Annotated in this window: 14 protein-coding genes; 7 read left to right on the forward strand and 7 right to left on the reverse strand. The window is 52.6% G+C overall.

Going from position 1 to position 14807, the window contains the following annotated elements; translation table 11 throughout:
- Positions 1–9 precede the first annotated feature (9 nt).
- From bamA to lpxA, 5 genes are all read left to right on the forward strand, one after another.
- Positions 10–2367, forward strand: a complete 2358-nt coding sequence (gene bamA, locus P9L94_13695) for an outer membrane protein assembly factor BamA (GenBank protein MDP8245132.1) — start codon at positions 10–12, stop codon at positions 2365–2367.
- Between the two features lie 109 nt (positions 2368–2476).
- Entirely contained in the window at positions 2477–3004 is a 528-nt protein-coding gene (locus P9L94_13700) for an OmpH family outer membrane protein (protein ID MDP8245133.1), read from the forward strand.
- A gap of 29 nt (positions 3005–3033) precedes the next feature.
- A complete protein-coding gene (locus P9L94_13705; protein MDP8245134.1) occupies positions 3034–4029 on the forward strand; it encodes a UDP-3-O-(3-hydroxymyristoyl)glucosamine N-acyltransferase in 996 nt (331 codons plus the stop codon).
- Positions 4030–4031: 2 nt separating this feature from the next.
- The gene (locus P9L94_13710; GenBank protein MDP8245135.1) at positions 4032–5345 is read left to right on the forward strand and encodes a bifunctional UDP-3-O-[3-hydroxymyristoyl] N-acetylglucosamine deacetylase/3-hydroxyacyl-ACP dehydratase; all 1314 of its coding nucleotides are present in this window, start codon (positions 4032–4034) and stop codon (positions 5343–5345) included.
- A 112-nt stretch (positions 5346–5457) separates the two neighbouring features.
- A complete protein-coding gene (gene lpxA, locus P9L94_13715; GenBank protein MDP8245136.1) occupies positions 5458–6234 on the forward strand; it encodes an acyl-ACP--UDP-N-acetylglucosamine O-acyltransferase in 777 nt (258 codons plus the stop codon).
- A 53-nt stretch (positions 6235–6287) separates the two neighbouring features.
- On the opposite strand, the gene wecB is transcribed toward lpxA, so the two are convergent.
- The 7 genes from wecB to P9L94_13750 all read right to left on the reverse strand — a co-directional run bounded on the left by wecB (position 6288) and on the right by P9L94_13750 (position 12835).
- Positions 6288–7439 (reverse strand): UDP-N-acetylglucosamine 2-epimerase (non-hydrolyzing), encoded by a 1152-nt coding sequence (gene wecB, locus P9L94_13720; GenBank protein ID MDP8245137.1) that lies wholly within the window; start codon positions 7437–7439, stop codon positions 6288–6290.
- Positions 7440–7680: 241 nt separating this feature from the next.
- Positions 7681–8121, reverse strand: coding sequence for a transcription antitermination factor NusB (gene nusB, locus P9L94_13725; GenBank protein MDP8245138.1), 441 nt, complete (start codon positions 8119–8121; stop codon positions 7681–7683).
- A complete protein-coding gene (gene ribE, locus P9L94_13730) occupies positions 8118–8582 on the reverse strand; it encodes a 6,7-dimethyl-8-ribityllumazine synthase (protein ID MDP8245139.1) in 465 nt (154 codons plus the stop codon). The genes nusB and ribE overlap by 4 nt, the downstream gene beginning before the upstream one ends.
- Positions 8567–9784: a bifunctional 3,4-dihydroxy-2-butanone-4-phosphate synthase/GTP cyclohydrolase II gene (locus P9L94_13735; protein ID MDP8245140.1), complete on the reverse strand. Its 1218-nt coding sequence runs from the start codon at positions 9782–9784 to the stop codon at positions 8567–8569. The genes ribE and P9L94_13735 overlap by 16 nt, the downstream gene beginning before the upstream one ends.
- Positions 9785–9796: 12 nt before the next feature.
- The gene (locus P9L94_13740; protein MDP8245141.1) at positions 9797–10450 is read right to left on the reverse strand and encodes a riboflavin synthase; all 654 of its coding nucleotides are present in this window, start codon (positions 10448–10450) and stop codon (positions 9797–9799) included.
- A 421-nt stretch (positions 10451–10871) separates the two neighbouring features.
- Entirely contained in the window at positions 10872–12026 is a 1155-nt protein-coding gene (ribD, locus tag P9L94_13745; GenBank protein MDP8245142.1) for a bifunctional diaminohydroxyphosphoribosylaminopyrimidine deaminase/5-amino-6-(5-phosphoribosylamino)uracil reductase RibD, read from the reverse strand.
- Complete coding sequence (locus P9L94_13750; GenBank protein MDP8245143.1) at positions 12023–12835, reverse strand: sugar phosphate isomerase/epimerase family protein; 813 nt, start codon at positions 12833–12835, stop codon at positions 12023–12025. The genes ribD and P9L94_13750 overlap by 4 nt, the downstream gene beginning before the upstream one ends.
- A 204-nt stretch (positions 12836–13039) precedes the next feature.
- Between P9L94_13750 and P9L94_13755 the strand changes: the two genes are divergently transcribed.
- On the forward strand, positions 13040–13573 hold the full coding sequence (locus P9L94_13755) for a hypothetical protein (protein MDP8245144.1): 534 nt from the start codon (positions 13040–13042) through the stop codon (positions 13571–13573).
- Positions 13570–14559: a GNAT family N-acetyltransferase gene (locus tag P9L94_13760; GenBank protein MDP8245145.1), complete on the forward strand. Its 990-nt coding sequence runs from the start codon at positions 13570–13572 to the stop codon at positions 14557–14559. Before P9L94_13755 ends, P9L94_13760 begins: the two co-directional genes overlap by 4 nt.
- Positions 14560–14807: the final 248 nt, after the last annotated feature.

Raw genomic sequence — 14807 nt, forward strand, 5'->3', positions numbered from 1 at the left:
TGCTTCTGTTTGTTTGGATTGGTTCCCGCTTCGTTCGCGCAGCCGGTCTCTGAGATTCGGATCGAAGGGGCCGCGTATACCAACGAGCAGGCCATTCGCGAAGTGATTACGTTGCGGGTAGGCGATGACCTATCGTCGCCCGCCGTACAATATCATATTCGTGATGACGTTCGCGCCATTTGGGCCTTAGATTATTATTCCAATGTCGAAACCTCCCCCGAGATGACGGATTCGGGGGTTTCGTTTGTCTATCGCGTTCAAGAAAAACCCCGCGTCACGCAATTGCTATTTGAAGGCAATGAGAAATTCAAAGAAAAACGCTTGAACAAAGAACTCGGCATGGACGTAAAGCCGCTGCTCTTTTTTGACGATTCCGTCGCGGAGCAATTCAAAGAAAAATTGTCGGCGTTTTACACCAAACAAGCGTTCCCAAACACGACCATCGAATGGCATCGCCAAGAGGGCGCCGAACCCAACACGGCCGTCATCGTCTTGACCATTGGTGAAGGCGAAAAAAAGCCCATCAAAAATATTCTCTTCCAGGGCAACACCGTTCTCAGCGAAAAGCAAATTAAAAAACGCATCGAGACTAAAGAGTCGTGGTGGATCATCATCAAGCACGAATACAACGAGGAGATCGTCAAAACCGACCTCTTGCGGATTGAGCGCTTCTATTGGGATTTCGGTTACCTTGACGCCAAGGCCGAAGCCGCCCCTGTCGAAGAAGTTGACGGCGGCTTGCAAATCACATTCATCATTGATGAGGGCGAGCCATACGTCTTAGGCGATATTTCCATTTCCGGCAACACGATTTTCTCGGATGAAGAGTTGCTCGCGAAGATTGAATCGCGCCCCGGCGACCGCTTTGAAGCGGGCAAGATTCAAGAAGAAGAAATTGAGATGCTCAATCTGTACCGCGAGCAGGGATACCTCGACGTTAGTGCGCCGATCTTGCCCGAACAGATTGTGAAAGATGACGTCAACAAGGTCGCGAACTTATACGTCCCCATTCGCGAAGCGCCGCGCAAATACTTAGGCAAGGTGGAGATTCAAGGCGTCATTACGCTCGATGACGCTACGGTCGCGCCGACCTTAGAAGGCGAATTCAAGACCAAAGACTACGTCATCCTGCGTGAGTTAGAACTCGAAGAAGGGGAACCGCTCGATTGGACGAAGGTGCTGGAAAGCGACCGCAATTTGGTCAACACCGGCTTCTTCCGCACGACGCCGTTTCCTCAGCGCGGGCAGTTGAACTTGTCGCCCGGCTTTAGCCGTGAAAAAACCAACGATCCCAACATCGAAAATTTGCTGTTGCGGTTAGAAGAAGAACAAACCGGTTCGTTCTCATTCGGAGGCGGCGTGAGCACGACCTACGGCCCCTCCGTATTTGCGACATTGGCCGAAGACAACCTGTTCGGCTACGGCGTTCGCGGTTCGATCACTGGAGAATACGGTCAATTCCGTTCGCGCTTAATCCTGAGTATATTTGAACCCTACCTGCTTGGCTCTGATATCAGCATGGACTGGGATATCTATTGGACGGACCGTAAAGGTTTTGGCGGGCGCAGTTTTGATGAAGAACGCATCGGGACGACCTTCCTGTTCAGTAAAGAAATGACGGATGAGTTTAGCCTGCTATTCGGCTTTAAAATTGAAGACACTGACTTGTCGCCTGAAAACGGCAGTCGGTTTGATCTCGATCCGCTGACGATTCCTGACGTGTTTAATCTGGGCAAAAACATGACGACCAGCATTACGCTGGGCGCATCGTATGATTCGCGTGATTTTCGTCAAGACCCGACCGACGGCATCTATGCGCGCAGCACCATTGAAGTTGCGGGCATCACCGACAACGAATTCATCAAAAACCGTAACGAATTTAACTACTATTACGAATTGTTTGATCGCCTCGTTTTAGCGACCTCAACCGAATGGGAATGGGGAATCGCTTACGGCGATCCGGGTTATATCCCATTGCAGGAGCGCTTTTTCATGGGCGGTTCGCGTTCGGTGCGCGGATTTGATGAAGGCGGCATCGGTTCCAATGAGCGCGTCTTCTATAAAGACCCAGTGCTGGGCAGTTTCCGTACGTACTTAGGCGGCGAAGCCTCGCACGTGACCAATTTTGAAGCCCGGTATAGCTTCAGCGAAGTGCTCCAAGGCGTTGCATTTTTCGACATGGGCACCGTCTGGTCTGAGATTGAAGACATCGACCCGACCGAATACCGGTTCAGCACAGGGCTTGGGTTGCGAATTAAGATTCCATTCGCCAACGCAATTATTCGTTTTGACTTCCCGTTTGTGCTGCGTAAATTCGATGAAGACGACACCGAACTCTTCCACTTCAGTTTCGGTCAAACCTTCTAACTCGGCAGCTGTTTCAGAACATAAATCGTATGGAATTTCGCAAGGGTGGGGAATTGACGTACGCCCGGTTACAATAAAAAAGTTTTGCACGGACTTTTGGAGGAACATTATGCAAACCAGAAACTCAATTTTGATAACGATTTTTGTTGTTTTTATGGCAAGCGCGTTATTTGCCGCTCCCATTGCGAATGCTCAGACGGTTAAGATCGGCGTGATTGACATGCTTGGCATCTTTGAAAAATCCGAAAAGATGCAAGCCATCACCCAAACCGTTCGGCAGACGGTCGATAATAAGCAAAAAGAATGGGAACAAAAGAAAAACGGTCTGGAAAAACAAATTCAAGATTTACAAGTCCAGCGAGATTTGATGCCCAAAGAATCGTATGACGCCAAAATGACCGAATTGCGCGCACAACATGCCCAGTTTATGGAGTGGTGGCGCGGTGAAGAAAAAACGCTGGAAGAATTAAAAGCAAATAGTCTGAAACCGTTTTTGCGCGAGTTGAAAGACATCGTGAAAAGCGTCGCCGTTGCACAAGGCTATATGTTGATTTTGAAAAAAGAAAACGTGTTGTACTCAGATGATACGCTTGATATTACCGAAGCAGTCATCACCCGCATGAACGCGAAAAATTAACGGCATTCCGCCGCTTGGGAGTCAGAGGCGTGTCGGCATTCACGTTGCAGGAGTTGGCGAAAGAACTGAACGAGCCGTTTGAAGGCGACGGCTCGATCGAGTTAAAAGGGGTAGCGGAAATCACATCCGCTAAAGAAGGCGAGCTATCGTTTGTCGCCAACCCAAAATACGTCTCTCAAATTCCCAACACCAACGCATCGGCGTTGATTGTCCCCAAAGACCTGGAGACGGAATTTCGTCCGTTGATCCGGTCGGTCAATCCGTATTTGTCTTTTACCAAAGCGCTTCATCTGTTCCATCAAGAACGGCGCCCGACTTCGGGCGGCGTCCACCCAACCAGTCAAATTTCTCCAACGGCGAAATTAGGGCGCGACGCGACCATCATGGCGCACGCAATCGTCGAAGACGACGTCGTCATTGGCGACCGCGTGGTGTTGTATCCCGGCGTGTTTGTCGGGCGCGGCGCCAAACTCGGCGATGACGTTACGCTGTATCCTCACGTCTCCGTCTATGAAGGATGCGAAATCCATAACCGGGTGATTTTACACGCCGGATGCCGCATCGGCGCCTCAGCGGTTGGCGGCGATGCGTCGTTGCCTCCCGTGGTCATTGGCAGCGACGTTGAGCTCGGCGCCAATGTTGTCGCGTCGGGCTTGCCCGGCAACCCAACCCGCATCGGCGACGGCGCCAAAATTGATAACTTAGTGCAAATCGGCGCGGGGACCGTCATCGGCCCGCATTGCATCATTGTCGCTCAAGTTTGTTTGGGCGATGGCGTAACGCTTGACGAGTATGTGACAATCGCCGGGCAAGTCGTGATTTCAAAAAACATCCATTTAGGGCCGCGTTCGCGCATTGGCGCACAGAGTGTTGTCACTGAAGACGTGCCCGCCGACGCTGATTATTGGGGCGCGCCGGCCCAACCGCATTCACAAGAGAAACGCCAAAAAGCCAATCTGGCGCGACTGCCGAAATTGTTTGAAAAACTGCGGCAGTTTGAAGACAAAATTTCAGGAACGTCGTAATTATGGTCGAGTATCAGAAAACAATCGCTGGCGAAGCCAGCATCAGCGGCGTCGGACTGCACACCGGGCAGGAGACGACGGTCACCTTTAAACCAGCGGAAGCCGATACCGGCGTCCGGTTTGTCCGGGCCGATTTGCCCGACCGCCCCGTGATTGAAGCGCGGGCCGACAAGGCCGTGTTGGAAGACTCGCTTTATCTGACCGCATTGGGACGCGGCGATATTCAAATTCAAACCGTCGAGCATGTCTTGGCGGCTGTTTCTGGCTTGGGAATCGACAACATTATTCTCGAACTTTCGTCGAGCGAGCCGCCGATTGTCGACGGCAGCGCCCAACCGTTTGTGAATGAAATTCTTAAAGTGGGCATTGTCACGCTTGACCGCCCCAAAAAATTCATCGAAGTCAAAGAACCGATTTGGCTATTTGAAAACGGTCTCGAACTGGCAATCATCCCGTCGCACCGTCTCGAAATTACCTACAAGATTGATTACGACCACCCTGCGGTCGGCATCCGCTCGGCTTCTTTCCTCATTACGGAAGATAATTTTGCGCAAAACATTGCGCCCGCGCGCACCTTTTGTTTCTTGAAAGATATTGACCAACTGCGCCAGGAAGGCAAGATCAAAGGCGGGAGCCTCGAAAACGCCATCGTAATTGGCGAACATGATTTTCTCAATGAAGAATTACGTTATGACGACGAAATTATCCGGCACAAAATTCTGGATGTGATCGGCGACTTGACATTGCTGGGCAGCCCGTTGAAAGGGCATGTCATCGCCGTCCGGTCGGGCCATGCGTTCAATATTCGCTTTGTGCAAAAGGTATTGGAAACATTGAATGGCTCTGCGACTAGCGGCCCGATGCAAATGCCGCTCACCTCGAATGACATCCGGCGCATTCTGCCGCACCGTTATCCGTTCTTGTTGATTGATCGCATTATCGAAATGGATTATACGGAGATGCGCTCCATCGCGATCAAAAATGTGACGGCGAATGAAGAATTTTTCTCGGGCCATTTTCCTCAAGACCCAATCATGCCGGGCGTTTTGTTGATTGAAGCGATGGCGCAGGCGGGTGGAGTCATGTTGCTTTCTCTTGATGAAAACCGGGGCAAAGTCGCTTACCTCGGCGGCGTGAACAACGCGAAAATGCGCCGTCCGGTTGTGCCGGGAGATCAACTCTTGATTGAAACGAGTATTACCAAATTGCGAAAGAATGCGGGCCGCGCCAAAAGCGTGATCCGCGTCGACGAGAAAATTGTTGCAGAATCGGAACTTCTGTTTTCTATTGTAGATGCACCGCCTCATTGGCCCTAAATAGAAAAAAAATAAAAGTGCAACATTCCTGGCGAAAAATATGGAAAATTCGATATAATAGGGCAGGATTACGATTTCTGCGTCCGATCCTCAAAAGAAAGTAGAGTGTTTCATGCCCTTGGTTTCTAACACTGCGGTCGTTCACCCGAAGGCGAAGATCGGCGATGACGTTGAAATTGGTCCCTACGCAATTATTGGCGAACATGTCGAAATAGGCGATGAATCTCAAATTGGCCCTCATGCTATGATTGAGGGTTGGACCAAACTTGGGAAGAATTGCCGAATTGGACACGGGGCTGTTGTCGGCTCAGAACCTCAAGATTTGAAATTTCGCGGTGGCGAGAGCTACGTCGAAATTGGCGATAACTCCGTCATTCGTGAATACGCTACCGTCAACCGAGGTACCTACGAAGGCGAAAAAACCATCGTAGGTAAAAACTGCTTTGTGATGTCGTATTGTCACATCGCGCATAATTGCGTCCTGCAAGACCGGGTGATTATGTCGAGTTACGCAGGGTTGGCGGGTCATATCGAGATTGAAGAAAACGCCATCATCGGCGGCTTGGTGGGCATTCACCAGTTCGTGCGCATCGGACGTTGTTCGATCATCGGCGGCGGCGCCGCTGTGCGTCAGGATGTCTTGCCATACACCAAGGGCGGCGGCAATCCCTGCAAATCGCGTGGGCTCAATTATGTTGGCCTCAAGCGGTTGAACTATTCGCCCGAACGCATTTCGACCCTCAAAAAAGCGTATCGAATTGTCTTTCGCTCGAACCTGACCGAGCAGACTGCGATCGCGCAGTTGGTTGATGAATTCGGCGACGCGCCGGAAGTGATGCACATGGTTAATTTTATGAATGCATCGAACCGGGGCCTTGCGCGGTTGTAGTCCACACAAAATAAAAATACGAACGCTGTTGAGGATGACTCAGCAGCGTTTTTTTATGTTTGGAATTCTGCCGGAGGTTCGGCTCGGCCGAAATGATGGCGGACGCCCTGCCAGATGCGTTGCGCGGCCTTGCCGTCGCCGTAGGGCGAGCGCTTTTGCGCGCGTTGTTGATAGGCCTCTTCATTGGTGAGTAATTCAAGCGCAGACGCAACGATTCGTTTGGGGTCGGCGCCGACCAACTCGGCGACCAGCCCGTCAACGCCTTCCGGCCGCTCGGTGGTTTCGCGCATAACGAGAACTGGCTTTCCTAATACCGGCGCTTCTTCTTGAATGCCGCCTGAATCCGTCAAAATCAATTTAGCCGCATTCATCAGCGTCGCCATTTCCGGGTAGGGAATCGCGTCGCGCAGCGTAACTCCAGGCGTCTCGCCGAGGATGCGTAGCGCCGCGTCGCGTACGATGGGGTTGGGGTGAACGGCGAACAGGATTTCGATATCGTTACGCTGATTGACGATTTCTTTCAAGGCGCCGCAAATGGCTTCCAGGTTTTCGCCCCAATTTTCGCGACGATGGCATGTGACGAGAATGAGAGTTTTCGACGCGTCAACCGACTTCAGCCACTCTTGCTTTTGCTGCCGGGTGCATTGTTGGGTGATTTGCAGCAACGAGTCGATGCCGGGGTTTCCGACCACGCAGATTGAAGCGGGGTCGATGCGTTCGTTCAATAAATTATCTTTGGCTTGCCGGGTCGGGGCAAAGTTGATATCGGCAAACGCACTAATCATGCGGCGGTTGCTTTCTTCGGGGAACGGCATGGATTTATTGTAGGTTCGCAGCCCGGCTTCGATGTGCGCCACGGGGATTTTTTGATAAAACGCCGCCAGCCCGGCGATCATGGCGGTGGTGGTGTCGCCCTGCACCAACACGACGCCGGGTTTTCGTTCGGAGAAGCGGTGCGATAGGCCCAGCCAGGCGTTCGCGACCAGCTGGGTCAGGTCGGGGCGCTCTTTCATCAAGTCGAGATCAAAGTCGGGAGTGATGCCGAAGGCGTTTAATACTTCATCTTGCAGATGGCGGTGTTGCGAAGTGACCGCGACTTCAACGTCGATGTCGGCGTCCTGGCGCGCTTCGAGAATCACCGGCGCGCATTTAATCGCTTCGGGGCGAGTGCCCAATACAAACGTCGCAAGAGGTTTTGTCGTCATGTCTCTTATACTGAAGTTGAAAATGTTTTTGACTATCACCGATTCAGACAAATCAAAAATTACAAGCCAAATTTGGCCTGGGTGTAACTGTGGGAGCGCCTGTGAAACAGGGCATAAAAGCCCGCACTGAAGCGAGTAGAGTTGTACCCAGGCCATACGCAACAAAACAATAATTATTGTTGAGGTCGTTTCAAGGTGAATTGACTGTATTGGCGGGACGGCGATCAGACAAGGCGAACGGTCAGGCTTCTCTGGGGCCATTGGCGACGGCGTCGAGGATTCCGTTCACAAAACGGTCTGATTCCGCGTCGCCGTAACACTTGGCGAGTTCGATGGCTTCGTCGATGACGACGCTCACGGGAGCGTCTTGCGCGAATTGTAATTCATACACGCCGAGCCGCAAAATATTTCGTTCGACCGGGCCCATGCGGTCAACGCGCCATCGTTGCGCCGCCGCTGAGATGGCTGCGTCAATTTCCGGCTGATGTTCGCGTACGCCTTTGGCGAGTTCGCGGGCGAACTGTTCGGTCGGAGGCGTAATCGAAAGTTTATCTTCGAGGCGCCACCAGTTGGGCCGCTGGGTCGGGGCCGATTCGATCCCGACGGCGGTTTGCAGGTCGCGGGCGTATAGCAGACGCAGCGCAAATTCACGCGCCAGGCGGCGCTGTCCGGCGTGGCTCATAATTGTTCGCAGAGGTTGGCCATCTCGACCGCCGTGACGGCGGCGTCGTAGCCTTTGTTGCCCATTTTGGTGCCGGCGCGTTCGACGGCTTGCTCAATGGTGTTGGTGGTGATGACGCCGAATGAGATGGGCACTTCGGTCTCGAGGCTGGTGACGGCCACGCCGCGCGATACTTCTCCCGCGACGTAATCGAAGTGGGGCGTTGAGCCGCGAATGACGGCTGCGAGCGCGATAATGGCGGCGTATTTTTTTGATTGCGCCATTTTTTTGACCGCCAATGGAATCTCGTAGGCGCCCGGCACGCGCACAATGGTGATGTCATCGTCTTTGACGCCGTGCCGCTTCAGCGCATCCAAGGCGCCGTCGAGCAAGGGTTCGGTGATGAAGCTATTGAACCGCGAAATAGCAATGCCGAATTTTTTGTTTTCGCTATGCAACTGGGCTTCTATGTAGTTCGCCATGTCTCTAGTCCTTCAAGAAGATGCCCCATTTTCTGGCGCTTGGTTTCTAGATAGTGCAGGTTATGTTCGTTTACGCCAACCCGCACGGGAATCTGTTCGGTAATTTCCAATCCATACGCCGACAAGCCGACGATCTTTTTGGGGTTATTGGTCATCAGGCGCATTTTTTTGATGCCCAGGTCAGCAAGAATTAACGAGCCGATTCCATAGTCGCGGTCGTCGGCCTTAAAGCCGAGGTGCAAGTTGGCTTCGACGGTGTCGAGGCCCTGATCTTGCAGCACGTAGGCTTTGAGTTTATTCACCAGCCCAATGCCGCGCCCTTCTTGCGGCATGTATAACATGACGCCGCGCCCCGCGTCGCGAATTTGCTCCATCGCAAAATGCAGCTGCTCACCGCAGTCGCATCGCATCGACCCCAGCACGTCGCCGGTCAAACACGCGCTATGTACGCGCACCAGGATCGGCTCTTCGTCAGATAAATCGCCCAGGGTGAGCGCGAGGTGTTCTTTTTGTTCAGGCATACTGAGATACAAATGCAACTGAAATTGCCCGTACTGCGTCGGCATTCGCGTCGACAGCACTTTGTCGATCAATTTGTCTGTGCGTCGACGGTAGGCGATCAAACTTTCAATGGTCACGATGGGCAGGTCATGCTTTTTCGCGAAGGTTTGTAAATCGGGCAGTCGCGCCATTGAGCCGTCTTCGTTCAAAATTTCACAAAGAACGCCGACTGGCTCGAATCCCGCTAGATTGAGTAAGTCAACCACCGCTTCCGTATGGCCGGAACGGCGCAACACCCCGCCTTTTTTAGCAATGAGCGGGAAGATGTGGCCTGGACGGGCGAAGTCATTGGCCTTTGCATTCGGGTCGGCGAGTTGGCGGATAGTTTCGGCCCGGTCGAAGGCGGAGATTCCAGTGGTCGTATTTTTGACCGCGTCCACGCTGACGGTGAAGTTGGTGTTATGCAGCGCGGTGTTTTTTTGCTCCATCAAATTTAATTCGAGTTGGTCGGCGCACTCTTGCGGCAACGATACGCACAGCAACCCCCGCGCTTCGGAGAGGATGAAATTCACCTGCTCCGGCGTGATGGTTTCGGCGGGCAATACTATATCGCCTTCGTTTTCGCGGTTTTCGTCATCGACGACAACCAACATCTGGCCTGATTTAAGCCGCTCGACGGCTTCTTCCGGCGTGACGATCATGCGTCTCGGTCCTTATCGGTTCAAAAATCCATTGTCTTTCAGTGTATCCATTGTCAGCCCACTTCCATAGGCTTTGTCTTGATTTGCAAGCAGGCGTTCGACATAGCGGGCCAGCATATCGACCTCTAAATGAATGCGGTCGCCTTCGCGTTTGGTGCTCAAATTGGTTTTTTCAATCGTAAACGGTACCAGGGCGACGCCAGCGCGATCTTCTTCTACAAAGGTGACTGTTAAACTGGCTCCATCAATGGTAATAGAGCCTTTTTCGGCAATATAACGGGACAAATCAGCCGGGAAACTGAAAATCAGGTTCCAAAAGTCGCCTTCGGGCGTGAGAGAAATGATGCGCCCTACGCCGTCGACATGGCCTGAAACAATATGTCCGCCCATGCGGTCTGTGGGGCGCAACGCTGGTTCCAGGTTGACGATGGCGCCTGTCTGAATGTCTTTGAACGTGGTCCGGTTGAGGGTTTCGCTGGAGAGGTCGGCTTCAAACGAACCGTTCTCAATTTTTGCCGCTGTCAGGCAAACGCCGTTGCTGGCGATGCTGTCGCCCAACTGTGCGTCCTGGCAAATCAGCGGCGCATGAATGCGGATGCGCGCTGTTGAATCCAGCGGCGTGAGCGACTCGATGCGTCCAAGTTCTTGAATAATCCCCGTAAACATTTTTCGTGTGATACCTATTCAACTTTTTCTAAAAAATCTTTACTTTTTCTGTACGAACCGCTGAGCCGTTCCGGCGCGCTGGCCCTTGAATAAATAAATAACATTTTTCGTGTGACTCTTAGTGTAGGTTGTAAGATTGAGATTCCATTATCTGTACGAACCGCTGAGCCGTTCCGGCGCGCTGATCCTTGAATAATTAAGTAACTTTTTTCGTGTGATGCCTATTCGACTTTTTCTAAAAAATCTTTCTTTTTCTGTATCTATCGCTGAGCCGATCCGGCGCACTGGTCTTCTAGTGAAAACAACGTAACAAGTAGGGTGGCGTTGAGCGAAGCGAAACCCACCAATGAAAACGAACCAATAATGCAATGGTGGAATTCATTTTATTCATTCCATCCTACATTCGGTTGCGTATACAACCTTATGGCAACTGGCGGCGCAACACGCCTTGCAACAGCGCATCGTCGCCGAGAATTTGCCAATGGGCGTGTTCCATCGGTTGCGCCTCTTTCATTGTAGCCGCGCCTTGTCCCATAAAAAACGAGGGAGCGCCGCTTCCACCAATTAATTTCGGCGCAATGTAGATGTGCGCTTCGTTGACCAACTGCGCTTCCAAAAATGCCGTATGAATGCGCGGCCCGCCTTCGATCCATAAACTTTGTACGTTGTCCGCAGCCAAGGCACCCAGAACAGCGGGCAAGTCCAGCATGTGTTGTTTGCATGGGACTGGCGATACGCGGATATCCAACTGATGAAGGTTTTCGATTTTTTCTGTCGGGACGCCCTCGCTGCAAAATACCCAGACGGGTGATTGGTCGCGGGTTTCAATTAATTTCGATGAAAGTGGAATCTCAAGATTAGGGTCAAGGACAACGCGCAACGGCTGATGGAATTCGTCCGGCCCTAATGATTCAGGACGCGCCGTCATCGTCGGGTCGTCGGCAAGGATGGTGCCGATCCCAGCGAGGATGGCGTCGACTTCCGACCTGGATTGGTGAACGTGAGCGCGGGCGGCTTCACTGGTGATCCATTTTGAATCGCCGCTTGCAGTCGCGCATTTTCCATCCAGCGAGACGGCGCTTTTTAAAATCGTCCAAGGCCAGCCGCGTTCGTGAAAGTGCATGAAAAATCGGTTTTCAAATCGCGCTTCGTCTTCCAGAACGCCGACCGAGACCTCAACGCCGCGTTCGCGCAGCAACGCAACGCCTTGACCGCGTACTTCATCGAATGGGTCTAGCGTCGCCGCGACCACGCGGGCGATTCCCGCTTCGAGAACCGCGTCCGTACAGGGCGGGGTTCGTCCGTGGTGGCAGCAAGGTTCGAGGTTGACGTAGAGAGTTGCGCCGCGCGGGTCTTCGCTGCATTGAGCGAGCGCTTCGCGTTCGGCATGGGGGCGCCCCGCTTGATGATGATAGCCTTCGCCGATGATGCGAAGCGGTTGGCCCGGGTCTTGAGACGGTTGGGCGATCACGCAGCCGACGCGTGGATTGGGCGCGGTTAGATAGCGCCCTTGATGGGCGAGTTGAAGTGCGCGGCGCATGAGCCGCGCATCAAGGGAATCTTGGGTTGAGGTCAATGAGAGAGTTGGCCGAACGTAAACTGTCCTGTTTCTTCGGCGAAATCAATCACGTCTCCCAAAATGAAGGAGAACTTACGTCCGTCGCGCACTTCGACCACCAAGGGGCCGTCGTAGCGTTGCAGCCCTTGGAACACGACGTTCCAGGGCACGTTCCCTTGCCCCGGCGGCAGGTGTTCATCGACGGTGCCCCGGTTGTCGCTGGCGTGGACGGAGAAGATTTTTTCGCCAAAGTTATCAAGCGCGTTGGTTAGATGACCGCCAACATACGCATGGCCGATATCGAGGCACATGCCGACATTGGGGATCCCCAACTCAGCCAATTTGTCATACATTTCGATTGGGTTGCAGCCGAAAAACGGTTCCGGGAAATTTTCGATGGCAATCTTGATGTCGCGGTCTTCGGCATAGCCGCTGATTTCGCGCAGAGTTTCATTGAGCGACGGCCAGCGTTCATCGCTCTCGGTGTGGTCGCTTTCAATGCTGGCGGGGTGGAACGTGATGATGTTGGCGCCCATCAGCATGGCGGCGTCCAGTGCGCGTTGGCAGGCCAATACGGTTTCTCCGCGCTCGGTTTCATTGGGCGCAGAAAGATCGCCGATGGCGCTGGGCGCGTGCATGGAAATGTGACGAAACCCGAGTTCGCGCAACTCCATGCCAGCCTGTTGCACCTTTTCAGGGTTGTTGATATCCAGATGACGCGGCGTACAAAAAATTTCGACTGCGTCAATCCCATGTGATTGCAACGTGGTGAGTTCCGACAAAAATGAGCCGGGCAACCACGTATATGAAGAGATCGAAAGTATCATAAATTACCTCATCCCTTGTTCCGAAAGCCAAACGAACCACACTTCGCTACAATGTTAACTTGAAGTATTATTAGCCGCCGTCGCCTGTCAACCCCAACTCATGCGTTCCTCGAACGATTCTGTTGGTTTTGGCTTGATCGACGGTCTAATAACGCACCGTTGATATCAGTATATCATCGAGTTTGAAAAATGAGTGTATTTTCCATGAGTATTGTACGACTTTTTGTTACGCTTAAGGTTCCCGGCAACACCGCCCGCAGCGCATTGTCGGCGCTGCAGCGCCGTATGGGCTATGGCAAACTTTCTGAACTGGGCTGCTCCGATTTCTGGGAACTGGATTTCCCTAATTTGTCCGTCGATGAAGCCCGCCAAACAGTGGAGCGCCTTGCGCAAAAAACGGCGTTTTTTGTGAACCCCAACAAACATCGTTGGGCGGTCCAATGTGCGGACGCACCCGGCAATGACGTCATTCAGCCCCAAGGCGATGCGCAAGTTTCGGTGTTGGTTTGCGACCGTGAAGACGGACGCGCCGAAGCAGTGTTGGAAGCGTTGATGAAGCGCGACGCGCCCGAACGCCCTGCGCGGTTAACCCGCGGCGTATGGTGGGACTTGCGCTTTGACGGCGCATCCGACGATGAAATCAAAAAGATGACGGAAGAAATGGCGGTTGCGTCCACTCGTCAAACCGGGTTGTTCGCCAACCCGCATTATCAAACCCACCGGTTGTTTTTTGCGTGAACGGGCCGCTATCTTTAACCTCTTCGCTGCCTGACGGCGTACAAATTCGCGCAATCGAGGCGGATGAATTCCATCTCGTTCTGGATTGCCTGGAGACGGCGTTTCCTGACGTGCGGCGCGGTTTCTTCCATGCCATCACCCTGAACGATCCTGCGTATCAATCGGCATTCAGCCTTGCCGTCGAACACGACGGGCGGGTGCTCTCTTACTTGCAAATCTTTGACCGCACCCTGCGCCTGAATGGCGAGGCGGTGCGCTTCGGTGGAATCGGCAGCGTGGGTACGCGGCCCGACTGCCGGGGGCGCGGATATTCGCAAGCGTTGCTGAAACGCGCCATTGAGGTCATGCAGCAATATGAAATGCGAGGCTCGATTTTATTTACCCAAATCCAACCGTTTTATGAAAAATTAGGCTGGAAAACGGTTGTTCAAACCGAATATGAAATTTCTGTGAAAAACGTATCTTCGCTTGGCGCAATGAGAAAAACTGTTCGGCCCATGCGCGATTCAGATAGACAAGCGATAGAGATGATTTATCAAGATCGTTTGGCGGATTTGAAGAACGGATGCGAGCGCAGCGCCGAATTTTGGGCGGCGCGTCCGACCTGGATGAACCATCCCTGTTTCGTATTGCCTTCGGACGACGGCGGCGTTGATGCGTACTTTTGGTGTTCGCAATACAACCCCAAAATACCGCTGCTAGGAATTTCAGAATACGGGTATCGAAAAGATGATCCTGCAGTTCTGTCCGCCTTGCTCAGCGCGATGGCAAAAAAAGCGCGGGATATGAACTGCGAAGCGGTGCGCGGGCCGTTTCGCCAGGACGCGAAACTTTTTTCATTCATCGAGTCGAACCGCCTAAAAGCAACGCCGTGGGAAAACGACTATTTGATGTGGAGAGATTTAAATCAATCCGGCTTAGAAGAAACAATACAGCAAGCCGCCGCGAGCGGGCATTTTTTATTTTGGCCGACAGACGCGTTTTAAATAGTTTTCTCTTTGCGATTGAGTGAAATGGTTTTAAAATTGGTTCTTCCGTAAATTGGATACTTTTTTTATAAATTGAATTGAGATTTTGCTGCATGTGGCATGGGTACAACTCTGCTCGAACTCTGCTCGCTTCAGTGCGGGCTTTCAGGCCCTTATGCACAGGCGCTCCCAGAGTTACACCCATGCCTGGTTTGGTTTGTCAATTATTGATACGCCGGAATACGTTTTCGGAATCAAAATCATGA

Origin of the sequence: Candidatus Hinthialibacter antarcticus (genome assembly GCA_030765645.1) — a bacterium.
GTDB classification, from domain to species: Bacteria; Hinthialibacterota; Hinthialibacteria; order Hinthialibacterales; family Hinthialibacteraceae; genus Hinthialibacter; species Hinthialibacter antarcticus.